At 70.7% G+C, this 25460-nt stretch carries 17 protein-coding genes; 12 read left to right on the forward strand and 5 right to left on the reverse strand.

The window, feature by feature from the left end; all coding sequences use genetic code 11:
* Positions 1 to 25 precede the first annotated feature (25 nt).
* From G6O69_RS06670 to G6O69_RS06690, 5 genes are all read left to right on the forward strand, one after another.
* Entirely contained in the window at positions 26 to 268 is a 243-nt protein-coding gene (locus G6O69_RS06670) for an amphi-Trp domain-containing protein (RefSeq protein WP_172302685.1), read from the forward strand.
* Positions 265 to 567, forward strand: coding sequence for a hypothetical protein (locus G6O69_RS06675; protein WP_172302686.1), 303 nt, complete (start codon positions 265 to 267; stop codon positions 565 to 567). The genes G6O69_RS06670 and G6O69_RS06675 overlap by 4 nt, the downstream gene beginning before the upstream one ends.
* Complete coding sequence (locus G6O69_RS06680; protein WP_172302687.1) at positions 564 to 2117, forward strand: sodium:solute symporter family protein; 1554 nt, start codon at positions 564 to 566, stop codon at positions 2115 to 2117. Before G6O69_RS06675 ends, G6O69_RS06680 begins: the two co-directional genes overlap by 4 nt.
* Positions 2118 to 2199: 82 nt before the next feature.
* Entirely contained in the window at positions 2200 to 3711 is a 1512-nt protein-coding gene (locus tag G6O69_RS06685) for an aryl-sulfate sulfotransferase (protein ID WP_176396675.1), read from the forward strand.
* A 9-nt stretch (positions 3712 to 3720) separates the two neighbouring features.
* Positions 3721 to 5196, forward strand: a complete 1476-nt coding sequence (locus G6O69_RS06690; protein ID WP_172302689.1) for a M20/M25/M40 family metallo-hydrolase — start codon at positions 3721 to 3723, stop codon at positions 5194 to 5196.
* Positions 5197 to 5261: 65 nt separating this feature from the next.
* On the opposite strand, the gene G6O69_RS06695 is transcribed toward G6O69_RS06690, so the two are convergent.
* Positions 5262 to 6524, reverse strand: a complete 1263-nt coding sequence (locus G6O69_RS06695) for an aminotransferase class III-fold pyridoxal phosphate-dependent enzyme (RefSeq protein ID WP_172302690.1) — start codon at positions 6522 to 6524, stop codon at positions 5262 to 5264.
* Positions 6525 to 6642: 118 nt separating this feature from the next.
* Between G6O69_RS06695 and G6O69_RS06700 the strand changes: the two genes are divergently transcribed.
* Positions 6643 to 8799 carry a hypothetical protein gene (locus G6O69_RS06700; RefSeq protein ID WP_172302691.1) on the forward strand — a complete coding sequence of 719 codons (2157 nt, stop codon included), beginning with the start codon at positions 6643 to 6645 and terminating at the stop codon, positions 8797 to 8799.
* Between the two features lie 81 nt (positions 8800 to 8880).
* On the opposite strand, the gene G6O69_RS06705 is transcribed toward G6O69_RS06700, so the two are convergent.
* Positions 8881 to 9792 carry a DMT family transporter gene (locus G6O69_RS06705; RefSeq protein WP_172302692.1) on the reverse strand — a complete coding sequence of 304 codons (912 nt, stop codon included), beginning with the start codon at positions 9790 to 9792 and terminating at the stop codon, positions 8881 to 8883.
* A 182-nt stretch (positions 9793 to 9974) separates the two neighbouring features.
* Positions 9975 to 11219, reverse strand: coding sequence for a hypothetical protein (locus G6O69_RS06710; protein ID WP_172302693.1), 1245 nt, complete (start codon positions 11217 to 11219; stop codon positions 9975 to 9977).
* A 174-nt stretch (positions 11220 to 11393) separates the two neighbouring features.
* On the opposite strand from G6O69_RS06710, the gene G6O69_RS06715 reads away from it, so the two are divergent.
* The 3 genes from G6O69_RS06715 to G6O69_RS06725 all read left to right on the forward strand — a co-directional run bounded on the left by G6O69_RS06715 (position 11394) and on the right by G6O69_RS06725 (position 16306).
* A complete protein-coding gene (locus G6O69_RS06715; protein ID WP_176396676.1) occupies positions 11394 to 14549 on the forward strand; it encodes a peptidoglycan DD-metalloendopeptidase family protein in 3156 nt (1051 codons plus the stop codon).
* 86 nt (positions 14550 to 14635) lie between these two features.
* Positions 14636 to 16093, forward strand: a complete 1458-nt coding sequence (locus G6O69_RS06720) for a hypothetical protein (protein ID WP_172302695.1) — start codon at positions 14636 to 14638, stop codon at positions 16091 to 16093.
* A 27-nt stretch (positions 16094 to 16120) separates the two neighbouring features.
* Positions 16121 to 16306: a hypothetical protein gene (locus tag G6O69_RS06725; protein WP_172302696.1), complete on the forward strand. Its 186-nt coding sequence runs from the start codon at positions 16121 to 16123 to the stop codon at positions 16304 to 16306.
* A 30-nt stretch (positions 16307 to 16336) separates the two neighbouring features.
* On the opposite strand, the gene G6O69_RS06730 is transcribed toward G6O69_RS06725, so the two are convergent.
* Positions 16337 to 17389, reverse strand: coding sequence for an NAD-dependent epimerase/dehydratase family protein (locus tag G6O69_RS06730; protein WP_172302697.1), 1053 nt, complete (start codon positions 17387 to 17389; stop codon positions 16337 to 16339).
* A gap of 194 nt (positions 17390 to 17583) precedes the next feature.
* Between G6O69_RS06730 and G6O69_RS06735 the strand changes: the two genes are divergently transcribed.
* Positions 17584 to 23688, forward strand: coding sequence for a protein kinase (locus G6O69_RS06735; RefSeq protein WP_176396677.1), 6105 nt, complete (start codon positions 17584 to 17586; stop codon positions 23686 to 23688).
* A 431-nt stretch (positions 23689 to 24119) separates the two neighbouring features.
* On the opposite strand, the gene G6O69_RS06740 is transcribed toward G6O69_RS06735, so the two are convergent.
* Positions 24120 to 24266 (reverse strand): hypothetical protein, encoded by a 147-nt coding sequence (locus G6O69_RS06740; protein ID WP_176396678.1) that lies wholly within the window; start codon positions 24264 to 24266, stop codon positions 24120 to 24122.
* On the opposite strand from G6O69_RS06740, the gene G6O69_RS06745 reads away from it, so the two are divergent.
* Complete coding sequence (locus tag G6O69_RS06745) at positions 24265 to 25128, forward strand: urease accessory protein UreD (RefSeq protein ID WP_176396679.1); 864 nt, start codon at positions 24265 to 24267, stop codon at positions 25126 to 25128. The genes G6O69_RS06740 and G6O69_RS06745 overlap by 2 nt on opposite strands.
* 24 nt (positions 25129 to 25152) lie before the next feature.
* Entirely contained in the window at positions 25153 to 25455 is a 303-nt protein-coding gene (gene ureA, locus G6O69_RS06750; protein ID WP_172302700.1) for an urease subunit gamma, read from the forward strand.
* Positions 25456 to 25460 lie beyond the last annotated feature (5 nt).

Here is a 25460-nt window from a genome sequence, read left to right on the forward strand (position 1 = left end):
CTGGAGCTGCTATGGATCGGCTGCCATGGGCGACAAGAAGCGAGAGGTTGGATTCGAGGGCACCTCGTCCCGCGAGCGCGCGATCACCTACCTCGAAGCGCTCACCGCCAGCGTGCGCGACGGCGCGGTCCGGGTCGAGCGCGACAGCAAGGTCGTCGAGCTCGAGCCCGGCGAGTTCGTGACCCTCGAGGTCAAGGCCAAGTCCAAGAAGGACAGGCAGAGCCTGCGCCTGCAGCTGAGCTGGGACAACGACCGGTCCAAGTCGTGAACCGCCCTGCTCGCGGCCGCCCATCGCGGCCCTGGGGCACCCGCCTGGCGCTGCTCTACTTCGCCCTGTCCACGGCCGCGCTGGTCTGGCCGATCTACCCGTGGCTGGGCAACCACATCGAGCCGCGCCTGGTCCTGGGCCTGCCCTGGTCGCTGACCTGGGTGCTGCTGGTGATCGCCGCCAACTTCATCGCGCTGGTCGTGCTCTACCGCCTGCGCGTGGTCGATGACCGCGAGCTCGACGAGCTCGACTCGCCCAGCCAGCCCACCCCGTCCAACCCCTTGGGTGAGCAGCCATGAAGCCCCTCGCCCTCGCGGTCGTCGTCGCCTACCTGATCACCACCGTGATCCTCGGCGTGGTCGCCGGGCGCCGGGGCAAGGGCGACACCAACGACTACGTCGCAGGCGAGCGCGCCTTTGGTCCGCTGGTCATGTACTTCGTGATCGGGGCGACGATCTTCTCGGCCTACGCCCTGCTCGGCACGCCCCAGCGCGTGGTCGCCAAGGGGGCCGACGCCTTCTACGTGCTCGCCTACGGCGCCGTCGGCCTGGTCCCGCTGTTCTTCTTTGGCGCCCGGGTCCGCCGCGTCGGCGCGCGCGAGGGCTTCGTGACCCAAGCCGAGCTGATCGCCGCGCGCTTCGAGAGCCGCCGGGTCAGCGTGCTCATGGGCCTCAGCTCGGCCGTGGCCTTCGTGCCCTACCTGGTCATCCAGCTCAAGGGCGCGGGCCTGGTCATGCACGCCGTCACCGGCTGGCCGCCGCTATGGGGCAGCGCCATCGTCTATGCCGCGGTGCTGATCTACGTGATCGCCGGGGGCGTGCGCGGGGTCGGCTGGACCAACGTGGTCCAGGGCGTGGCCATGCTGATCGTCGTGTGGGTGCTCGGGCTTTGGATCCCCACGCAGATGTTCGGCTCGGTCGCCGCGATGTTCGACCGCGTCGTCGTCGAGGCCCCCGAGTACCTGACCTTGCCGGGCCCCGACGCCAAGACCTCCATGGCTCGCTACAGCTCGGAGATCCTGGTCTCGATCCTCGGGTTCTCGATGTGGCCGCACGTGTTCATGAAGTGCTTCACGGCGCGCAGCGCCAGGCTCGTGCAGCGCTCCGTGGTCTGGTACCCCACCTTCCTGTTCTTCCTGGTCCCGCTGCTCTTCCTGGGCTTCGCCGCGGTGCTCGGCGGCGGCCCGGGTGACGACTCGGTGCTGCTGTGGCTCGTCGATCGCCTGGCCGGGCACCCCCTGCACCCGCTGCTCTTCGCCTTCGTCGGCTTTGCGATCCTCGCCGCCTCGATGTCGACCGGCGACGCCTTGCTCCACGCCGGCGGCTCGATCCTCGTCCGCGACGTGCTCTTGCCCCTCGAAGACAGCCCCGCGGGCCGCGGCCTGGTGCGCGCGGCCCGGGCCGCGCGCCTGCTCCCGCCGCCGCCCAGCCCCGGCGCGCGCCTGCGCGAAGACGAGGCCGGCCAGACCCGGGCGATCCGCCTGCTGATCGTCGCCATGGCCGTGCTCGCCTGGGGCGTGCTCGCCCTCACCGAGGGCACCTCGATCGTCGATCTCCTGCTGCTCGCCTACGCGATCCCGATCCAGTTCCTGCCCCTGGTCGCGCTCGGGCTCTACTGGCGCAAAGCAAGCCGCGCGGGCGCCGAAGCCGGGCTCAGCGCGGGCCTCGCGGTCGTCGTGCTGCTCTTCTTGCTGGGCGTGTTCGCGCCTTCGCTCGCCGCCGCGCTCAACCCCCTGAAGCTCGAGATCGGCGTCCTCGGCCTGGCCGCCAACCTGGGCGTGATGGTCCTCGTCTCGCTGCTCGGCACGCCAGTGCGCCGCGACACCCTCCAGCGCTTCGAGCTCGACTGAACCCAACGCTGGGCGCAACTCTGGGCGCGCGCCTCGGTCCTGGACAGATCGCGGGCGCAGCAGCCAAGATGAGCCCTCGATGATGGCTTCGCTTCGCTCGTGCTCAACCTCGCTGCTCTTCGCCCCCTTGCTCGCCGCGACCGCGCTGGCCGGCTGCGGCGACGAGGCCGACCCAGCCGAGCTCAGCGGCGAGCCCGAGCTGATCTTGCACGAAAACCAGCCGATGATCGTCGACGTGATCGCCGAGTTCGACGCCCCCGTCGACGCGCTCGAGCTGGCCGAGGACGCCGACCCCGGCGTGCGCGTGGAGGTCCTCGCCGTCGAAGACGACGGCCGCCGCTACCACTTTCGCGCCCGCGGCCTCGCGCCGGACAGCGCCCACAGCCTGAGCCTGCGCTGGCCCGACGGCGAGACCAGCCTCGACTTCGAGACCGGCGCCGCGTTGCCTGGCTTCATCCCCAGCTTCACCGTCGAGCAGGCCGCGGGCGCCGAGATCGACCCGGCGTTTCGGATCTTCGACTACAGCGTCGGCCCCGACTGGTCGCCCAACGGCCTGACCGTCGTCGACACCGAGGGCGTGACCCGCTGGTACTTCGGCAGCGACCCGATCATCCCCGGGCCGACCGCCGTGTGGGCCGGGATCGAGCTGCTCTCCGACGGCACCTTGCTCACCGCCCGCGACGGCGCCGTGATCATCCTCGACGAGCTCGGCGAGGTTCAGCGCCGCCACGACTCCTACAGCTACGGACTCTCGGCCTTCCACCACGAGGCCACGCTGCTCGACAACGGCAACATCTTGACCCTGAGCAACTCGTTCGAGACCGTCGACTACTCGACCATGGGCTGGGGCGAGCTGCTCGTCGCCGCCGACCTGCTCGTCGAGATCGACCCGGCCGGCGACATCGTGTGGACCTGGGACGCCTTCGACCACATCGACCCGCTGCGCGTGACCGAGATCCCCGGGGCCGGCCTGCCCTACGTCGACACGACCACCGGCGACACCGGCTACGACTGGACCCACGGCAACGGCATGATGCAGATCGAGGGCGACCTGATCTTGCTGTCGATGCGCCACCAGGACTGGATCGTGGCCATCGACCACCAAAGCGGCGAGATCGTGTGGCGCCTGGGCCCCGAGGGCGACTTCGAGCTGCTCGCCGGCACCTGGTTCTACCACCAGCACTCGCCGCAGCTGCAAGCCGACGGCTCGCTGCTGCTCTACGACAACGCCGTGGGCAACCCCGAGCTCGGCGTCGACCAGCTCTCGTCGAGGGCCGTGCGCTACGCCCTCGACCTCGAGGCCATGACCGCCACCCAGGTCTGGGACGACCGCGACAGCGTCGACACCTTCGTCTCGACCATCGCCGGCGACGCCGACCGCATGCCCACGGGCAGGATCATGGTCACCGACTCGGCCATGCACGAGGAGCCCGGGGTGTTCGAGCCGGCGATCAACTGGTCGCGGATCCGCGAGCTCGACGAGGACGCCGGGGGCGAGGCGCTATGGACCCTGCGCACCGAGCCGGGCAGCTTCGTCTACCGCGCCACGACCACCGACATGCTCCCCGGCGAGGGCCAGGGCGCCCTCGAGTAGCCAGCCGCCATGACCATCGCCCCCTCCCCCCCTCGTCGCTGGCTGCGGCGTGGCCTGCTCGCGCTCTTCGCCGCGCTCGCGCTGCTCGCCGCGATCGTGGTCGTCAACACCCTGCGCGCGCCCTCGCGCCAGCTCGAGCCCGGCGCCTTCGAGCCGCTGGCCGTCGACGACGAGCAGGCCCTCGAGCACCTCGCCGCCGCCGTCCGCCTACAGACGATCAGCCCCGAGGACCCGGCGGACTTCGACCCCGCCCCCTTCACGGCCCTGCACGCCGCGCTCGAGCGCGCCTACCCCAAGGTCCACGCCACGCTCACCCGCGAGCGCGTCGCCGACTACAGCTCGATGTACCGCTGGCAGGGCAGCGACCCCGACGCCCGGCCGATCATCCTCACCGCGCACATGGACGTGGTCCCGCCCGGCGACCTCGAGCGCTGGACCCACCCGCCCTTCTCGGCGCAGCGGGTCGATGGCGCGCTGTGGGGCCGGGGGAGCATGGACGACAAGGGCGGGCTGATCGCGATCCTCGAGGCCGCCGAGGCCATGCTCGCCGCCGGGATCACGCCCACGCGCACGATCTACCTGTGCTTTGGCCACGACGAGGAGCTCACCGGCGCCGGCGCCCAGGCCATGGCCGCGCGCCTGGCCGAGCGCGGCGTCACGGCCGAGCTGCTCGTCGACGAGGGCATGGGCATCACCGACGGCCTATTCCCGGGCATGACCCAGCCCCTCGCCCTCGTCGGCGTGGCCGAGAAGGGCTACGTGATCCTCGAGCTGAGCGTGGAGCACCCCGGCGGCCACGGCTCGGCGCCCCCGGAGCACACCGCGATCGGGATCCTGGCCCAGGCGATCACCCGCGTCGAAGACCAGCAGATGCCCGCCTCCGTCGCCGGGCCGTTTCGCGAATCGCTCGAGACCGCCGGCCCCGAGATGCGTGGCCCGATCCGCTTCATCGCCACAAACTTGTGGCTGTTCGAGCCCGTGCTCCTCGCCGTGCTGCTCGGCGACGAGACCACCGCCGCGACCGTGCGCACGACCACCGCCGTCACCGTGATCGAAGGCGGCGTCAAAGCCAACGTGCTCCCCAGCCACGCCAGCGCCAAGATCAACCACCGCCTCAACTACGGCGACACCGTCCAGGACGTCATGGATCACGTCATCGAGGTCATCGACGACCCGCGGGTCTCCGTCAGCCTCGTCGCCGGCAACGAGGTCTCGCGGCTGTCGAGCACCGACGCCCCGGCCTTCGAGCAGCTCGCCCGCTCGCTGCGCGAGGCTCGGCCCGAGATCGCCGTCGCGCCCACGCTCTTCGTGGGGGCCTCGGACGCTCGCCACTACGAGGCCGTGGCCGAGCAGATCTACAGGATCTCGCCCTTCATCATGGACGAGGCCGACGTCGCCCGCTTCCACGGTTTCGACGAGCGCCTGCGCGAGGAAGACTTCATGGCGATGATCCAGTTCTACGGGCGGCTGATGCAGCTCGAGTAGGCCCGAGCTCGCCCAGAGGGTCACCAGCTCGGGCGCTCGCTCGAGTCCCTCGCGCAGCCGCCAGCTCAGGTCGCGGGGTTGGCCGCCGAGGTCGCGGCCAGGGCCGCCCAGAACTCGCGCAGCTCGGCCTCGCCCGCCGCGTAGGGCAGCAGCAGGCGCAGCGTGTGCCCGCCGGGCGTGGTCACCAGGACCCCGGCCTCCTGCAGCGCCGGGCCCAGGACCTTGGCCCGGCCGGCGTCGAGGGCCCCGACCTGGACGCCGATCATCGCCCCGGCCCCGCGCAGCTCGACGACCTCGGCGTTGGGGCTTTGCTCGGCGATGCGCCGCAGCGTGGGCAGCTGGGCGGCCGCCGACGCGAGCAGCTGTTCTTCCTCGATGATCCTCGAGGTCGCGAGCGCCGCCACGCAGGCCGCCGGGTTGCCGCCAAAGGTGGTCCCGTGCGTGCCGGGGCCCATGTGCGCCGCCAGCTCCTCGCTCGCCAGGCAGGCGCCGATCGGGAAGCCGTTGCCCAGGGCCTTGGCCAGCCACAAGATGTCGGGCTGCGCCTCGTCGCCCACGATGCTCTCCCACGCCGACCAGTAGCCGGTGCGCCCGAAGCCGCTTTGGATCTCGTCGACCCCGAGCAGCGCCCCGTGGCGATCACAAAGCGCCCGCGCCCCGAGCAGGAAGGCCTTGCTCGCCGGCCAGATCCCGCCCTCGCCCTGGATCGGCTCGACGAAGACCCCCGCGACCCGCGGGCCGTACTCCGAGAACGCGGCCTCGAGCGCGCCGAGGTCGTCGAAGGGCAGGCGCAGCACATTCATGCTCGCGAAGCGCTGATGGTCCTCGCCCAGGCAGGTCACGAAGGGATCGCGGTAGGCCGGGTTGGCCGTCAGCGCGATCGCCCCCAGGGTCCGCCCGTGAAAGGCCCGCTCGAAGGCGATGATCACGTCGCGCCCCGTGGCTCGCAGCGCCAGCTTGAGCGCCGCCTCCGTGGCCTCGGTGCCAGAGTTGGCGAAGAAGGGCCGAGCATTTTTGATCGGGAAGAGCTCGGCCAGGCGCGCCGCGAGCTGCTGCTGGGGCGCCGTCACGAAGGTGTTGGCCACCGCCGCCAGGGTCTCGAGCTGGCGGCTGAGGGCCTCGAGCCATCGCGGGTGGGCGTGGCCGAGGACCGCGCTGCCGATGCCCGCGATGGCGTCGAGGTAGACCTTGCCCGCGCTGTCGCGCACCCGCAGCGCGCCGCCGCTGCGACCCTCGTCGAAGACCGCGGCCTCGAGCGTGACACCGCGGCCCGGCTGGTAAGTGGGCCAGCGGAGGTCTTGGGGAGGGATCGGGGCGTTCGCGCTCATGGTCTCGCTTGTCGCATATCGGCGCACAGAGGGGAACACCGCGACCAGCCCGCGCTCTCGGTTGTCGCCAGTCGGAACTGCTGAGTGCGATCCGCCATCTGAAATACACTGCTCGCGCATGCGCCTCCAGCCAAGCGCCCGGCGTGACCCGAGGGGACGCCTCTGGCGTCACGCGACGGCCCGCCTCCGGCTCGGCGCCGCGCTCTTGCTCGCCTTGGTCCTGGTCCTGACCGCGCTCGCCCCTCGCCTCACCCTCGCCGCCCCCGGCTTCACCGAGAGCTGCGAGCGCGCCCTGCCCAAAGAAGAGATCGACGCGCTGATCTCGACCATGGCCGACGCCCAGGAGTCCGGCGCCTGCACCCTCGGCCACCTCGACACCGCCTTCTTCCAGACCCGGATGCAGTGGACGCGCGACGCCGACAGCTTCGAGGTCCTGCTCGCGCCCGAGGGCTGCCTGCGCGAGCCCAGCCACACCGGCGAGCGCCTGGCCTACCACGCGCCGGCGCAGCTCGAAGCCCGCTGCCCCGAGGTCCACGCCGCGCTCCGGACCTTCGTCGGCGAGCCCCACGAAGAGATCGTCACCCTCGTCCGCGCCGAGCACCTCGACATGCGCTCGGACCACGACCGCCCCACCCGCGCGCTGAGCCTCGCGGGGCTCGCCTGGTTCGCGGCGATGATCCTCGCGGGGGTCATGGCGCGTCGCAGCTGGCGCGAGGCTCGAGCCCTCGAGCCTGCGCAGCGCCGCGCCCTCGCCGAGGACGGCGTGGCCATGGCCGCGCTCTTTGCCCTCGCCCTCGGCCTGCGCGCGCTCGTCCCCTCCAGCCTGGGCAACTGGTACGGCCCCTTCTTGCCGAGCGTGGGCCTGGGAGAGCTGCGCTTTGGCACGAGCGCCGCCGCCTTGCAGCTCGGCCTGCGCGCCTTGCTGCCCTGGACCGAGGACCTCGCCTTCGCCATGAACCGCACGATCGGGGCCCTCGCCGTCCCTCTCGTGATGCTCGTCGCCCGCCGCCTCGGGGCCTCGCGGACCGGGGTGCTCGTCGCCGGCGTGCTGATGACCTTCGCGCCGATCCCCCTGCGCCTGTCGGCCTCGAGCGCCGAGCACGTGCTCGCGGGCAGCCTGGCCGTGGCCGCCTGGGCGGTCTGGCTGCGCACGCCCAGGGATCCCAGCCTCGCCCCGCGGCTGCTGGCGATCACCCTCGTGCTGCTCGCCGCGCTCACGCGGGTGGACTGCTGGCCGCAGCTCGCCGCGATCCCGCTGTGGACCGCGCTGCGCACCGCCGACTGCGAGCACGAGCAGTCCAGCGCGCCCAGCTGGGCGCCGCCACGCCGGCGCCTCGTCGACGCCCTGGTCTTTGGGCTGTGCTGGGCGGTGATCGGCGCCTACGCCTACTTCGAGATCGTCGCGCGCAGCCAACACCCTGGGCCCAGCCTGGACTCGGTGCTCCAGGCCGGCGAGCGCATGCTCCCCCAGCTGTGGCAGATGGCCGTCACGCCACCGGGCTGGCTGTCCGTGGTCTGCCTGAGCCTGGCTGGGCTCGGCGCCCTGGCCTCCCTGCTCGGCCAGCGCTGGCGGCTGCCTGCGGCGGCGCTGGCCAGCTTGGCGCTGATCTTCGTCCCTCTCGGGCGCACCTTGGTCCACGACGGCCTGACCGGCGCGCGCTACTTCGTGCTCTTGCTGCCGGTGCTCGCGGTCCTCGCCAGCGCCGCGGGCGACCACTTCGAGCGGCGCATCCTCGGCCGCCAGCGCTGGTCGCGAGCCGCCGCCGCCATCGCCCTCGCCGGCGCCGAGCTGCTCGTCGTCCGCCCGGCCTGGCGCTACGAGTACACCTTTCAGGCCGAGTATCGCTTCCTCGCCGAGCGCCTCCACGACCCCGAGATCCAGGCCCTCGACGACTGCACGCTGTGGTTCGTGCGCCCGCGCCAGCCCGCCAACGAGCGCGACCTCGACTGCTGCCTCGCGCCGGATCGCACGCCCTTGACCCTGATCGCGCCGAAGCTCCGCTTCCGCCCCGTGGTCCACGGCCGCGAGCTCGACGATGTCCGCGGCGACGAGCCCGGCGACAGCTGCCAGCTCCACTACATCGGCTCGCCCTGCAGCCTCGACCCCGCGCTCACCCCCGACGCGCCCAAGACCCTCGCGCGCATCCAGGCCCAGTGCGAGGCGCTGCGCCGGGGCGCCGCCGGGCAGCCAAGCCGCGGGCGCCAGCAGCTCCCCAACGCGAGCTTCGATCCGCGCTGGCGCGAGGGCCCCGTGGTCGAGCTCCTCCGGCCGTGAGCGCCCGCCCTCCAGTTCGAGTCGTGTCGCTCTCGAGCACCGGCGAGGATCGAGCCAGAACAGCCCGCGCAGATTCGATTTTCAGCGCCCGCGGGCGAGGATCAGCCCGGCCCCGACCATCATCAGCGAGCCCAGGATCGCGTCCGGTCCCGGGTGCACGCCCCAGGTGACCAGATCCGCGACCACCGAGATCGGGATCGCGGCGTAGGCGACCATGGCGATCATCGGCGCCGCAGCCCGGCCGTAAGCGCGGGTCATCAGCACCTGACCCGAGAGACCAAAGAGCGCCGTGCCGGCGATCTTCCCGATCGCCGGGAGCAGCGCGAGGCCCTCCGGCAGCCCGAAGAACTCACCTCGCGCGAGGCCGAGGGCCAGGACGCCAAAGGTGCACACCGCCGTGAACCAAAACACCACGCGCTCGGCCGAGTCCGTGGCGCTGGCCTTGCGGACCATCATGTGCGCGCAGGCGGAGCACAGCGCCGCACCGACGCCGACGAGCATCGGCAGCAAGGGGACGTCGCGGCTCAGCGCCTGGTCCGGGCGCAGGGCGACGAGCGAGCCGAGCACGCCCAGACCCAGGGCGAAGATCGCCGAGCGACGCAGGCGCTCGTCGAGCACCAGGGGGGCGAGCACCGCCACGAACACCGGCTGGAGCAGGCTCAAGACCGCGTTCTCGACCATGCTCAGGGCCCGCAGCGCGTAGAAGTAGCAGGCCATGGCCCCGATCCCGAACAGCGAGCGCCAGAGGATCGGGCCGGCCGCCGTAGGGCGAAGCCTCTGCCCGCGACGTCGCATCTCGAGCCAGACCAGCGGGAGCGCCGGGGCCATGCGCCAGAACATGACCTGGGTCGTGCTCAGCCCGTCCTCGCGCAGGAGCTTGACGAAGGACGCCATCGCGATGAAGCAGCAAGTCGCCAGGAGCATGAGCAACAGGCCGACCCTGCGCCCGTGCTCGTCCGCCCGCAGGCTCGCTTCGTCCGGGTCTTCGCCCACGGGCGGAGTCTGACAGCTTTCCAGGTACGGAAAAGGCCGGCCAGCGTCACGCGTGCGCCGCTGGCCGTGGCTGGCTGCGCCGGGCCTTCCCCGCAGCGGGCGCGCCGGCTCTGCCCCCCAGCGGGCGAGCCGCGCACATCGATGGCTCGGCGAACGAGCCCCCAACCAGGGTGCGGCTTCGGCTATTCGGCCGCGCCGAGCCAGTCGGGCCGCGCGGGCACGGGGCCCTCGACCATCGCCGCTTCGGCGACCGCCAACAGCCGCCCCGCGTGATCCCGCGCGCCGTCATCGTAGTCCTCGGGCCTGCGCAGCTCCCCGCTCAGCGTGGGCTCGCCCTCGCGCACATACGTCCACTCGAGCGTGGTCTGGCCGCTGGAGAAGGTCGCGCTCATGACCCCCGCGCCGACCTCCTCCCTGCTCATCACCGCGATCGCGTCGGGAATCGGATAGCCGCTGTCGCCGAGCAGCTGGTCGGCGTGTGGCATCTGCGTCGTCCACAGGGCCATCCATACGGCCTCGCGCAACGCGTCGACGGGTACGCGCCCCCCCGTCGTTCGCGGCTCGCCTTCGGTGTCGGCCTGCGCCGAATCCGAGCAGCTCGCGGTCACGGACACCCTGCCCGTGGCGAGCTCGAAGGCTCGGGTCTCCTCGCAATTCCGGCCGCTCGGACCACGGACCACGAACCACCCCGTCTGCGGCGCCTTCAGCCCGCCGATCGGAAACACCGAGCGGCGCAAGGACACGTGATCGATGCACTCGAGCCAGGTCTCGTAGCGCAGCGCCTCGGGCTTGCTCATCGCGAGCGTCTCGCACTCGCCCGAGTCGCGCACCCCTGGCAGCGCCTCGTCCCCGCTACGGTAGCGAGCCCAGCGGCGCTCCGCGTGATCTTCGAAGGCCTGCTTGGCACGCAGCGTCCAGCCGCGAGTCTGGGGGTCGCAGTCGGGCTCGGCGAGGGGGCAGAGCAGGTCGACGAGGGGGTGCTGCGGCGTGAGCTCGGGGGACAGGGCCACGCGCACGCTCGGCCGCTCCCAGGTCGTCTCGAGCGAGAGGAACTCCTCGGCCCACAGCGCGCCGCCATCCCCCCACCAGGTCCGCAGCGCCAGGCCGCTGCTCGGCGCCTCGTCGTCGGCGTCCATGGCGTAGACCCGACTCAGCGCGAAGCACTCGCCCTCGAACAGCTGCACGAGCGCTCGCCACTGCGGCTCGGGATCATCGCCGGGTGCCAGCGCCTCGATGCTCTGCTCGATCGCCTCGAGCTCTGCCCTCGCCCGCGCCAAGGTCTCGCCCTCGCACGGCTTGATGAACTCGCTCTCCTCGAACGGAGCGGGGTCTTCTGGGTCTGCTCGGTCTTCGCTGCTCGTCGGCGCGGGGAGGCGGGTGCAGGCACACAAACCGACCGCGAGTAGGGTGATGCGTCGCTTCGTCACGCGCCATCGACAGCGCCGAGCTCGGGTTGTTTCAAAGCGGGGGCGAGCAGCGCTGAGCGAAGACACCCGGCTGTCATAGCACACCAGGTGCCACGCCGAATCTCGTCTTCGGGGGCCTCGGCCGCCCACGCACGGCCTCTTCGATGGCTCGGACTGATAAAGTGGTCGCCCACGATGACGACTCACTCGGTCTCCCCTTGGTCCGTGTGCTGGCTTGCCACTGCAGCGCTCTCTCCCCTGGCTTGCATGGTCGACGACGAGGCCCTCGACGACGCCGCATCCGAGGCCGTCTTGCGCGATCAAGTCCTCGATCCGGGCGAAGCGGTCGAGTGGGAGAACGTGGTCAACGCTGAAGTCGATGGCTCCACCTTGACCCGCAGCGAAGGCACGGGCTGGACCGCGGGCGCCTCGTCAGTGCAGGAGATCGCCCAAGACAAAGACGGCTTCGTCGAGTTCACCGCGGCACAAAACGACAGCGCGCTGATGGCTGGCCTTTCTTTCAGCGACAGCAACCAGGGCTACCCCGACATCGACTTCGCGTTTTACCTGCGCCAAGACGGAGACCTCCAGATCTACGAGGATGGCTCACCCAAAGGAAATTTTGGAGAATATGAGAAAGACGACATATTCAGGATCGAGGTTGTAGAGGGAAAAGTTCGCTACCGGAAAAATGGCCTGGTAATTCACTCGAGCGCCGGAGTCGTCCAGTACCCCCTTCAGCTCGACACCAGCCTCAGCGGCACGGAAGCGAGCATCACCAACGCCGGCATCATGACCTGCGAAGCAGGCGACACCTCATGCATGCCAGCTGAGACCTGGAAGAACGTCCGCTTCGTCACCTCCGACGCGACCACCTTGGTTCGCAACGTCGGCTCGGGCTGGGTCGCAGGCGCGTCCTCGGTCGACTCGCTCGCGGAAAATGTCGACGGCTACGTCGAGTTCTCGACCAGCGACACCGACCACGCCAAGATGGCCGGACTCTCCTACAACGACGCCAACCAGGACTATGCCGACATCGACTTTGCCTTCTACCTGCGCAATGACACAGTCATCGCCATCTACGAAGACGGCCACCTTAAAGGCTACTTCGGCAACTACGAGATCGATGACCTCTTCCGCATCGAGGTGGTCGACGGTCAGATCCGCTACCGCCACAACGGCCAGGTTATCCACACAAACAACACCTCCGCCATCCAGTACCCCCTCGAACTCGACACGAGCTTCAACGATGCGGACGCGACCATCACCAACGCGAGCATCCACGACTGCACCGGGCTCGAAGACAGCTGTATCCCCTCCGAACTGTGGGAGAACGTCAAATTTGCTACCGCAGACGGAAGCGCGCTCGAGCGCAACGCGGGCAATGGCTGGACCGCGGGCGCCTCGTCGGTTCAGAAGGTCACGGAGGGAGACGGCTACGTGGCTTTCTCCACCAACGAGAACACTCTCGCCAAGATGGCGGGGCTCTCGCACGACGACGCCAGCCAGAGCTACCAGGACATCGACTTTGCGTTCTACCTGCGCAGCGACAAGAGGATCGCAATCTACGAGGATGGTCACTCCCAGGGCTACTTCGGCACCTACGAAGCCGGCGACGAGTTCCGTATCGAGGTCGCTAATGAAAAGATCCGCTATCGCCACAATGGTGACGTCATTCACACCAACACGACGTCCACCTTCGAGTACCCCCTCGCCCTCGACACGAGCCTCAATCAAGACGGCGCTACCATCACCAACGCCGAGGTCCAGGACTGCGCGCAGGACGACACGGCATGTATGCCAGTGGAGGTCTGGACCAACGCCCGCTACGTCACGGTGAGCGGGGGGACGATCACACGCAACATCGGCCAGGGCCAAGGCTGGGGTGCGGGCGCATCATCCTCTCAGATGATCCTCGACGGTGAGGGCTACGTCGAGTTCTCGACGAGCGAGAACTCCCTGCCCAAGATGGCCGGCCTGTCCAACCACGACGCCAATCAAAACTACGCCGACATCGACTTCGCGTTCTACCTGCGCGAGGATCAGAGGCTGACCATCTATGAGGACGGGCACCTCCAGGGTGAATTCGGCACCTACGACACCGGCGATGTGTTTCGCGTCGAGTTCGCCGACGGCCAGGTTCGCTACCGCCACAATGGAAACGTCGTGCACACCAGGCTCTTGCCGGTCATCGACTACCCGCTCGCCCTCGACACGAGCCTCTACAAAACGCAGTCCACGATCACCGCGCCCGTGGTCGTCGCCTGCGGCGACGCCCACTGCTTCGCCACCGAGACGTGGAAGAACGTTCGCTTCGCCACCGCCACCGCCACCGCCTTGACCCGCCTCGCGGGAACTGGCTCCAGTTGGGCAAGCGGCGCGTCTTCCCGGCGAAGGGTTGCACCGGACGACAGCGTGCTGCGATTCTCGACCTCCGAGACCAACATCGCCAAGATGATCGGCCTGGGTCACAACGACGCCCACCAGAGCTACGAGGACATCAATTTCGCCATCTACCTGCGCAGCGACGGCAATATCGCGGTCTACGAGAGCGGAAATTCGAAAGGGTTATTTGGCAGCTACGGTACGGACGATGTCTTTCGTATCGAGATGGTCGATGGCCGGGCCAACTACTACAAGAACAACGACGCCGAGCCCTTCTATCAGAGCACGAGCACGACCGAGTGTCCGCTCGAGATCGACACCAGCCTCTACGCCAAGGGCGCGACCGTCACCGACGTCGTCTTATCGGGCTCTGACTACTCACCTGGACCAGCCCCAGGCTGCCCCCGCGTGCGCGTGATCGAGAGGGTGTCCGAGAACGCCATCTTCGTGCGCACCGAGCCGCGCGAGAGCTCCAGCTCATTGGGCACCCTGGCCTACGGCGCGGAGGTCGAGGTCGACGACGTGGCTCGCTGTACCGACGCCGTCTATACTGGCAACTGGTACGCGATCGATTTCGAGGGAGATGTTGGCTACATCTGGGGTAACCTGGCCTCCTGCTTCAACCATAACGTCGACTTCGTGCTGCCCTTCGATTGTGGCGACGTCAGCGCCCCCATCTCCGTCGGACAGGGAAACGGCGGCGTGTTCAGCCACAACGAAGGCGGCCAATCCCACTATGCCTTCGACTTCAGCATGCCCGTCGGCACCCCGATCTACCCCATCGCTTCCGGTGAAGTCGTGACCACGAAGGACGACGGAGAAGTCTGCTATTCCAGCAGCACCACCGAGGCCGAGATCGCCGACTGCAAACAAAGCGCGAACCTGGTCACGATTCGCCATGATGACGGAACACAGTCGATCTATGCGCACCTCAGCGATGTAGAAGCGGGGCGGATCCGATCCTGAGCAGGCTCCCCAGCGCGTTGCAGGAGGACGGCGACTCCCCGGTTGTGGTTTCCGAGGTCTGAGATCATGCTGGGCTGGAGGTCACCATGGCAAGCCGGAAAAAGCCCAAGAAGCAGCCCAAGAAGCCGAACAGTGAGCTGGTGCGGAAGCTCGCGGCGATGATCAAGCAGAAGGTCGACGAGCAGCTCGGGCCAGATGCGACCTTCGAGCAGCGGCGTGATCTGGAGGCGGAGCTGATGCGAGACGTGCTGTGGCAGCGTGAGGACGACGACTTGCGCGAGTCTGTCTCGGAGGCCGACGTGGTCGAGGTCGGAGGCCGACGCTACGCTCGCCTGTCGCAGCGGTCGTCGGCGACCTACCACGGACGCTGGGGGCCGCACACGATCGAGGAGGCGCTCTACCGGGAGCTCGGCGTGCACAACGGGCCGACGATCAAGCCGCTGGAGCTGTGCGTCGGTATGATCGCCCGACGCTTGACCCCCGACTTCGCCCGCATCGCTGGTGAGCTGAGCGCGGACCTGAACAGCCGCGAGCTCGAGAACATCCTGAGGGTGGTCGGGATGCGGCCTCCGAGCCGTTCGTTGCTCGAAAAGCGCGTCAAGCTGATGTCCGCCGACATCGTCGAAGACGTCGACATGCTCGAGGCCGCGAGCAGGGCCGTGGAGGCCATCCCGCCGGGAGTGGCCTCGATCAGCTGCGGGCTCGATCGCTTCTCGGTGCGCATGGCTGAGCAGCTCGACGCCGACCTCGCGGAGGCGGCGCGACCGAAGCGGCGGCTCGCGGAGTACGTCCGCAAGCCGCCGCCCCCCAAGGAGCACCACTGGCGAAAGGCGTGGGTGGGCAGCGTCACCATCCACGACGCGGAGGGACAGGAGCTGCACACCTGGCGATACGCAGCCGATGCGGGGGAGGACGTCCGAAAGCTCGCCGAGCGGGTCGCGGCGGACGTGGCGTGGATCCTCCGTAGCCACCCACAGCTCCCGGTTCACGTGGTCCAAGACGCCGCGCCCGAGCTGCGTGCGCTGCCCGAGGCGTTGGCTCGAGTGCTGCCGAGCGACGCGAAGGTCCGGACCTTGATCGACTTCGAGCACCTGACGAGCAACTACCTCGATGCAGTCGTGGATGCCTGCGAGCCCGAGGGCGATCCCTTCAACATGAAGAGCTGGTATCGCGGCGAGCTCCTGCGCGACGACGGAGCGATCGAGCGGATCTGGCGAGGTCTTCTGGAACGGGCGAAGCGACTGCCGGGCCGGGACACGACCGCTCGCACGGCGGTCGCGGCCGCGCTCAGCTACATACGCCATCGCAAACCACTGATGCGTTATGCGTCGTCGTACGCGGCCAACCTGCCCATTGGTAGCGGCGCGACCGAGAGCACCTGCTGGACGATGCAACGCCGCGTCAAGCGCCCCGCGCAGTCCTGGGAGGTGCCTGGCCTGCGAGGAACGCTCGCACTGCGAGCCCTCCTCATCTCGAAACGCTGGCGCGCCGTTTGGGCCACCTATGCCGCTGTCCATCGCCACGAGGTCACGCTCGCCCATTGATCAGGATCGAATCCACCTCGTGTAGAAGTGTCAGTCGGGGACATCGTCGAGATCGACCACTGCATCGGTCACTCTGGCAACACCGGCTACTCCAGCAGCCCGCACCTCCACGTCGCCCGCCAGCAGGACTGCACCGGGTCGTGGTGTGACTCGCTGCCGATGTCCTTCAAAAACACAGGCGTCCCGGAGCTCGGCGACCAGTTTTGCCTCTGATCACTCCTAGAAGCGCTCGAGCGCCTCGGCTCAGGCCGCCCGCCGCTGGATCATCCCGACCTCGCAGAAGAACGCGTAGGTCTCCCGCACCGCCTCGCGCATGGAGGTGGGCTCGTACCCGAGCTCCTCGCGCGCCAGGCTGATGTCCGCGTGGCGGTTCATCGCCAGGATCTCGATCGCCCCGGGCGTCAGCCGCTGCGGCGCGTTGGGGGCCACGCGGCGCACGGTGCTGGCGTAGAGCTGCGCGACGCCCTTCATCAGCGGCACGGGCATGCGCAGCCGCGGCTTGCGCCCGCCGGCCTGCTCGATGAAGAGCTCCAGGAGCTGGTCGAGGGACAAAAACTCCGTCGACAGCAGGTAGCGCCGCCCGGTCTTGCCCTTGGCCATGGCCAGCAGGTGGCCCTCGACGAGGTCCGCGGCGCGCACGAACTCGGAGCCCCCGGGGATGTAGCCGCGCAGGCGGCCGGCGGCGAAGTCGACGAGGGTCTTGCCGGTGCGCGAGGGCAAGAAGTCGTTGGGCCCGATGATGCCCGTGGACACGGCGATCACCGCGTCGAGGCCGTCGGCGACGCCCTTGAGCAGCTCGTGCTCGGCCAGGGTCTTGCTGCGCGCGTAGGGCAGCCAGTCCATGAAGGGGTAAAAGGGCATGCCCTCGTGGACCGGGCGCGAGGGATCTTCGGGGTCGATGCCGATGCCCGAGAAGGAGCCGGTCAGGCAGAAGCGATCCACGCCGGTCTCGAGGCTCGCGCGCACCATGTTGCGGGTGCCGAGCACGTTGATCTCCCAGATCTCGCGCTCCTCCTGGGCCGAGGGCGAGCGCGTGGAAACCTTGGCGCCGGCGTGGAAGACCTGGCCGCAGCCGGTCACGGCCTCGAGTATGCGCGCGCGGTCCCGCAGGTCGCCGGCGAAGCGCTCGATGTCCAGGCCGTCGAGGCCGCGGTTGTTGGCCTCGGGCTGGTAGAGCGCCCGGACCTCGTGACCTTCGGCGATCAGCCGCCGCACCAAGTTGGCGCCGAAGTGGCCGCTGCCCCCGGTGACCAGGGTCTTTCCGCGGGGGGGGAGGTAGCTCGGGGCGTTCGCCATGCCCCCATGTAGCAGGCCCGCCGCCGCCGAACAGCCCTGCGCGCAGGCTGCGTGCAGCGGATCACGATGATTTCAGCCATGTGTGAATCCCCTCACTGTATCGCAGGAGCCTGGTCGAACTCACGCACGGATGCGACCATCGGGCGCCCAGTGGCCGCGATGCGGGCGGTCATCGGTGCGCTCGAGACCTCGACATGCCTGAGCTTTCCCATGAATTGGTGGCGGCAATCCAAGCCGGTGACTGCGTGCTCTGGACCGGCGCGGGGATCGGGATCCTCGCCGATCGGCCGAACTGGCCGAGCTTGCTGCGGACGCTGACGGCCGACGCCGAGCAGCCGGCGCGCGCCGAGCTCGAGGCGCTGATCGACGCGGGCGATCGCTCGACGGCGCTCGACTGGGTGCTGCGCGAGCGTGGCCGCGACGCCGTGGAAGCGCTGATCGGTCCGCGGCGCGTGAGCGAGGACGACGCCCCGCTGCCCGAGGCCGCGCGCGCGCTCGGGGCCCTGCCCTGGCGCGCCTGCCTGGCCACGGCGCACGCCGACCTCCTCGCCCAGGCCTGCGCCGCCCACCAGCGCCCCATGGCCAGCGAGCTCGAGGCGGCCAACGCCGGCTTCAGCGGCGACCCCTTCTTGCTCTACACCTCCCCCAGCGCGCCCCTGAGCCAGCTCCGAGACCTGCGCGAGCTCGTCGAGGAGGCCGCCCGCACCCGCACCCTGGCGCTGGTCGGCTTCGAGCTCGGCGACCCGGACCTCGAGCAGATCCTCGCGATGCTCGCCGAGATCGCCGAGGCCACCGACGCCGGTCGGCCCGACTCCCAGGCGCGCACGCACTACCTCTTCGTGTCCGAGCTCAGCGCCGTCGCGGCCGCCTCGCTGCGCGAGCGCTGTGCCGTCGAGGCCGTCGCCGTCGACGACCTCGCCAAGCTGCTCACGCACCTGGCCGAGGCCGCCGAGGTCGGGGAGCAGCGCGTGTCTCGGGCCAGCGAGCACCTGCCCGCGCTCGAGCTCGCCCGCGCCCTGGCGAGCGTGCCCGAGCGCGTCGACCTCGGCGTCGACGCGGCCTTTTGCGTGGATCCCCAGGAGCTCGAGCGCCTCGTCGAGGCGCTCCCCGGCGGGCTCGAGGCCCTGCCCTCGCGCGATCTCCTGCGCCTCGGTGGCGTGTGGCTGGCGCACCGGCGCAAGCGCAGCCTCGACCGCGCGCGCAAGGCCTTTCAGCAGGTCGTGACCCGCGAGGCCGACGCCCACGATCAGCGCCTGGCCCGCTTCAACCTCGCCCTGCTCGCGCTGCTCGAGGGCGACGAGGACGCGGCCCGCCTCGGCCTCGAGGCCGCCGCCGAGCAAGACCGCGGGCTGACCCTGGTCCCGCCGCGCTTCGCCGTCGAGACCGTGCGCGGGCGCGTGGGCTCGCGGATCTGGTTCGAGTGCCGCGACCGCGCCCACGACGGGCGCCGCGTCGGCCTCGAGGTCGGCGTGATCGGGCGACCGGTGAGCACCTCCGAGCGCGAGCGCTTCGCGGCCCAGGTCGAGAGCCTCGCGGCCATCGATCACCCCGCGATGGTCAGCCTGCTCGGCAGCGTGTCCGAGGGCCGGATGTTCGGGGTGATCATGGATCCGGTCCAGGGCGTGCCCCTGTCCACGCTCCTCGACGAGACCCACGAGCCCCTCGCCCTCGACAAGGCCTTCGAGATCATCGGCCCGCTCATGGAGGTGGTGACCATCGTCCACGCCAAGGGCCTGGTCCACCGCAACCTCCACCCGCGCCACGTGCTGATCACCCAAGACGGCGCCCAGCTGCGCGGCTTTGGCTTTCTGCCCCTGGTCTCGTGGTCGCGGCCGACGATCGTGCGCGAGAACTTCGGCTACGCCGCGCCCGAGCTGCTGGCGAGCGCCGCCCCCAGCCCGGCGAGCGACACCTACGCCCTCGCGGCGATGCTCTACCGCTGCATCACCGGGCGCCGGCCGCAGGGCTCCGTGCCCGCGCCCTCGCGCCTGGTCCCGGGCATCGACCGCCGCGTCGACGCCCTGCTCGCAGCGGCCATGCACCCCGACGCCGAGCAGCGCCCCGAGCCCAAGACCCTGCGCACCGAGATCGCGACGATCCTGACCACGCCGCACAAGGCCGATCAGGTCGATCACCGCATGGCCGCGCCCGAGCCCGTCGCCAGCGCGCCGAGCACGAGGATCATCGAGCCCACGGACCCCGAGGACCTCGAGGGCTGGATCGCCGTGCTCGAGCGCAAGCCCGCCAACCTCCCGGCCCGCGAGGCGATCAACCGGATCGAGCGCGAGGCGCGGGCCGCCGAGCGCTGGGATCGCGTGGTCGATGCCCTGGCCGTGCGCGCCCGGGTCAGCCAGGCCGAGGGCGAGAAGATCGTGCTCTTGCGCGAGCTCGCGCAGATCTGCGAAGAGCGCCTCCAGGCCCCGGGCGACGCCCTGAGCGCGGTCTTGGACCTGGTCGACGCGGTCTCGATCAACGCCCAGCTGCCCCTGGTCGACGAGCTCCTGCGCCTGGCCGAGGTCACCGGGCGCTGGGCGCCGGTCGCCGCCAAGCTGCGCGCCATCGGCCGCCGCCTGCCCCAGCTCGACGATCAGCTGCGCGTGCTCGCCCGCGCGGCGCAGATCTACATCGAGCAGGTCGGCGAGCTCGAGTCTGCGCTGGCGATCTACGAGGACGCCCTCGACCTCGAGCCCGAGAACCTCGAGCTCCAGCGCACCGCGCTCGCGGCCTACCGCAAGGCCGACAAGCCGGCCGAGCTCGCCACCGGGCTGCTGACCGTCGCCGAGCTCGAGAGCGGCGCGGCCCGGGTCGACGCCTTGCTCGAGGCCGCCGAGCTCCTCGGTGAGCTCGGCGAGCACGAGGGCGCCCTCGAGGCGGCCGAGCATGCCCGCGCCGACGCCCCCGAGGACGAGCGCGCGCTCGCGGCCTGCGAGCGCTGGGCCCGAGCGCTCGAGCGCTGGGAGACCCTCGCCGAGGCCCTCGCCGCCCGGGCCGAGCTCGCCAGCGATCCAGCCGAGGCCAGCGCCATGCGCCACGAGGCCGCCGCGCTCATGCGCGAGCGCCTCGACGACGAGGCCGGGGCCATCGCCCAGTATCGCCGACTGATCGAGCGCGACCGCGGCGACAGCCAGGCCGCCGAGGCCCTCGTCGCGCTCTTGCGGCCCAAGATCGACAGCGACACCGGCGAGGCGGCCAGCGCCCGCGAGGGCCTGATCGACGCGCTCTCGGTGCTCACCGAGGCCAGCGACGACGTCGGACGCCGCGGCGAGCTGCTGGCCGAGAGCGCGGCCTTGCTCGACCGCGAGGCCGACGGCAGCGAGCGCGCCGCGGACTGCCGCGAGCAGATCGTCTCGACCTTGCCGGTGGATCATCCGCTGGTGGTCGAGGCCGTCGAGGCCCTGACCGTGGCCTACCGCGCCGCGCAAAACCACCGCGGCCTCGCCGAGCTGCTCGAGCGCCGGGCCAAGAGCACCGTGCTCGACGACTCGCTGCGCGTCGCGGCCTACCGCGAGCTGCTCACCCTGGCCACGGGCCCCCTCGACGACGCCGAGCGCGGACGCCAGGCCCTCGAGGCCCTCGTCAACCTCGACCCCAAGGGCGGCGACGCCCAGGGCAAGTGGCGCGACCAGCTGATCGCCCAGCTGCGCGAGGAGGGCGACGAGGCCCGGGCCGAGTCGCTGCTGCGCCAGCGCATCGCCGAGGCCGAGCGCCCCGAGGACCGGGCCGAGATGCTCGTCGACGTCGCGCGCATGCGCGAGCAGGCCGGCGAGCTCGAGGAGGCCGAGGCCCAGGTCCGCGAGGCCCTCGAGCTCGACGACTCGCTCAGCGCCGGCTGGACGCTGCTCCAGCACATCCTCGAGCAGCGCGAGCGCCCCCTCGAGGCCCTCGAGGCCCAGGTCCGGGCGGCCCGCAGCGCCAAGGAGACGCGCGAGCAGGTCCGCGGGCTGTTCGCCGCCGCCAAGGCCTGGATCGAGACCCTCGCCCGGCCCGAGCGCGGCCTGCCCTTGCTGCGCGAGGTCATCGAGCTCGACCCGCACCACGACGAGGCCACCGCGCGCTTCGCCGAGCTGCTGATCGAGCGCGGCGACCTCGAGGAGGCCTGGCCGCACGCCCAGCGCTGGGTCAGCCAGCTGCGCGCCAAGAGCCCCGACGATCGCGTGGCCATGGCCCACGCCCACGCCCTCGCCGGTCGCTGCGCGCTCGCGGTCCACGACAAGGACAAGGCCCGCGAGCTGCTGCGCGTCGCCAAGGAGTCGGACCCGCGCAACGCCGAGGTCGCCCGCGCGCTCGCGGATCTCGAGCTCGAGTCCGAGAGCTGGGAGGCCGCGCTCAAGGCCTACCAGGGCCTGGCCCTGCAGACCGGCCAGGGCGACGCGGCCAAGACCGCCGATCCCCGGGCCCAGGCCGAGCTCTACCTGCGCATGGGTCAGGCCCGCCGCGGCATGGGCGAGACCGCCAAGGCCCTGCAGATGATCGAGCGCGCCCTCGAGCACGACCCCAGCTACGCCGACGCGGCGCGCTTCCTCGTCGAGCTCGCCGACTCCCCGGGAGCCAAGGCCGAGGCCCAGACCCGGCTCGTCGACGTGCTCGCGGCCGAGCTCGCCGCGCTGCCCGAGGACGACGAGCGCCGCGCGGCCAAGGACGGCGAGCTCCTCGATCTGCGCCTCGAGCTCGCCAGCACCCTGGCCGAGGCCCTCAACCGCCCCGAGGAGGCCGTCGCCCAGATGCAGGCCGTGCTCGCCCGCCGCGGCGAGGATCTTGCCCTGCTCCACAAGGCCCTCGACCTCTACAGCAACGCCGGGCAGTGGGCCGAGGCCGTCGCCGTCCTCGATCGCCTGGCCGCGCTCCAGGACCACGGGCCGATCCAGGCCAAGTACCGCTACGCCGCGGCCTCGCTGGTCCGCGCCCACGACCTCGACCCCAGCGGCGAGCAGCTGCGCGCCCGGCTGATCGCGGTGCTCGACGCCGACCCCCTCCACGACAAGGCCTTTGGTCTGGTCGTCGAGCAGCTCGAGGCCGCCGGCGAGGTCCGCGAGCTGTCCAAGGTCCTGCGCGCCCGGCTCAAGGCCACGCCCGAGGACGCCGAGCCCGGCCCGCGCATCGCCTTGCTCGATCGCATCGCCGTGCTCTACGAGCGCGAGCTCGACGACAAGCGCACCGCGATGATCGCCTACGAGCAGGCCATCGCCCTGGCCCGGCAAAGCGGCGTCCCCGAGGGCGACGCCAAGCAAAACGAGCGCCGCGACAAGGTCATCTCGCTCTCGGTCCAGCTCGGCGACGACGCCATCGACAAGGGCATCGAGCAGGTCCAGGCGCTGATCCGCGACAACCAGCTCGACTACGACAGCTACCACCGCCTCGTCGAGCTCTACCTCGCCGGCAAGCAGCGCGACGCCGCGATCGTCGTGTCCCGGACGCTGCGCTTCCTCAAGCAGGCCGACGAGGCCGAGCTCGAGCTCGCCGACGAGGCCAGCGCCGACTACCAGCCCCCGCGCGGGACGATCTCGCGCAAGCTGTGGCGCGACGTGCTGCTGGTCAGCGACGCCCGGCTCTCGGATCTCTACGGCCTGCTGTGGCCGGTGATGGCCGCCCGCGAGGCTCGCAGCTACGGCGCCATGGGCCTCGATCGCCAAAAGCGCGAGGCCGTCAACCTCCAGGCCCCCGGCGTCGCCCGCTGGCTGGCCTTCGCCGCCCAGATCATCGACATGCCCGCGCCGGACCTGTTCACGCGCAAGGGCACCCCCGGCGGCCTCAACGTCGTCGCCCTCGTCGAGGGCGGCGTGCACCCGACCGTGCTCGCTGGCGACGACGCCCTCGCCAAGCAGCCCGACACCGCCATGGCCGTCCGCGCCGGCCGGGCCGTGGCCCGCTGCCACCCGCACCTGCTCGCCGCCTCGGTCCTGCCCTCGAGCGGCAGCCTGCGCGACGTGATCTACGGCGCCGTGGCCCTGACCCACCCGCAGGTCGCGATCCCCAAGGAGCTGCGCGAGGGCGCGCGCAGCTGGGGCGAGCTGATCAAGAAGGTCCTCCCGCCGGCCCGCGTCGACGACCTGCGCAAGACCGTGGCCAAGGTGATCGAGCGCGGCGGCGCGGACACCAAGTCCTGGCTGCGCGGCTGCGAGCACACCGCGGCGCGGGTCGGCTTCTTGCTGTCCGACAACATCGACGTCAGCGCGCGGGTGTTCTTGCAAGGTGGCCTCGGCGGCCAGGTCGAGGGCCGCGAGCTGCTCAAGGGGCTGATCGCCTTCAGCGTGTCCGGCGAGTACATGCAGCTGCGGCGATCCTTGAAGCTCGGGCGCTGAGCTCGAGCGCACGCGAGGGGGGCGGCCAGCGATGGTCGCCCCTTCTTCGTTGTTCAAGCCTCCAGGCGTTCAGACATCGAGGTGAGCGACGATGCTCAGCGCCGAGCGCGGTATCCAAGCGCTCCTGGTGATCGTATCCAAGCCGCCCCGCGCAGCTTGGATACGATCGCCGGTTCTCGACAGGCCGCGCTCGAGTTGCCGCAGATCAATGTTTGGCGCGCGCTCGTGGCTGTTTTGATCGCGGACCCCAAATTTTTTCGCTGCGCACAATTCGCGATCGCGACTAGCGGACCTGATCGTGGACACGCACCACGCCGACGCCCGCGGCGCCTGCATGTTCGCCCCATCGCTCCGCGCCCACATGCAGGATCCACCCTGATCGACACACCACCGAACGATCACCGAACGATCACCAAGCAAGCCGTCATGAACTACGCATGAACCGGTCGACGACCGTGGAACCCGGGCAGCCCACCAAGGCGTAGCCAGCCGCCGCTCCCACGATCCCAGCCGCCGCGCTGGTCGCCACCCAGGCCAAAGGTGTAGGTTGCTTCAGTGCGCAGCGCCGCCGAAGCCATGAGCCCGCCGCCAGACGAGGGCTGGCTCGCGCAGCTCGACCTGCGCTTCGTGGCCCGAGGCGGGCGCAGCGTGATGACCCGCAGCCGCCACTTCGGCCCGCTGCGAGTCCAGCGGCCCTTCTACCCCGAGGGCCCCGCCGGCCCTTGCCACGTCTACATGCTCCACCCGCCCGGGGGCGTGGTCGGCAGCGATCGCCTCGAGCTCACGCTGCGCGCGGGCCCGGGCAGCCAGGCGCTGCTGACCACGCCCGGCGCGGGCAAGCTCTATCGAACGCGCGGGCCGCTGGCCACGATCAGCCAGCGAGTCGTCGCCGCGGCCGGGGCCTACGTCGAGCTCCTGCCCCAGGAGACCATCGCGTTTCGGGGCGCCGACGCGCTGCTGGACACGACCATCGAGCTCGAGACCGGCGCGCGCGCGGTGGGCTGGGACATCGTCTGCCTCGGCCGCCCCGCCGCCGGCGAGCGCTTCGACGCCGGGCGTCTGCGCCAGCGCATCGAGCTGCGGGTCGACGGCGCGCTGCGCTGGCTCGAGCGCGCCGACTACCGTGGCGGGAGCGCGCTGCTCGACGCGCCCTGGGGCCTGCACGGGCGCCCGGTGATCGGGACCATGTGGTGCGCCCCCGCCGAGGAGGCCGAGCTCGAGCTCGCCCGGCGAGCCTGCGCCGCGCTCGAGACCGAGGACACGGCCGACACGGCAGGCGCGACGAGGATCGCCTTCACGCGGATCCGCGGCGTGCTCGTCGGGCGCTGCCTCGCGGCCTCGACCGCGGCCGTGCGCGACCGCTTCGAGCGCGCGTGGCTGGCCCTGCGCGCGCATACGGGACTTCAGGGGGTCGCCAGGCCCCGCGTTTGGAACACCTAGGACGAAGGACGAGCGACAGACGCCATGGACCTCTCCCCTCGAGAAAAAGACAAGCTGCTGATCTTCACGGCGGGGCTGCTCGCCGAGCGCCGCAAGGCTCGCGGGCTCAAGCTCAACTACCCCGAGGCCGTGGCCTACATCACCGCCGCCCTGCTCGAGGGCGCGCGAGACGGCCGCAGCGTCGCGGACCTGATGGACTATGGCGCCACGCTGCTGACCCGCGAGGACGTGATGGAGGGCATCCCCGAGATGATCCCCGAGGTCCAGGTCGAGGCCACCTTCCCCGACGGCACCAAGCTCGTCACCGTCCACCAGCCCATCCGCTGAGCCAT

Source organism: Pseudenhygromyxa sp. WMMC2535, from assembly GCF_011083025.2.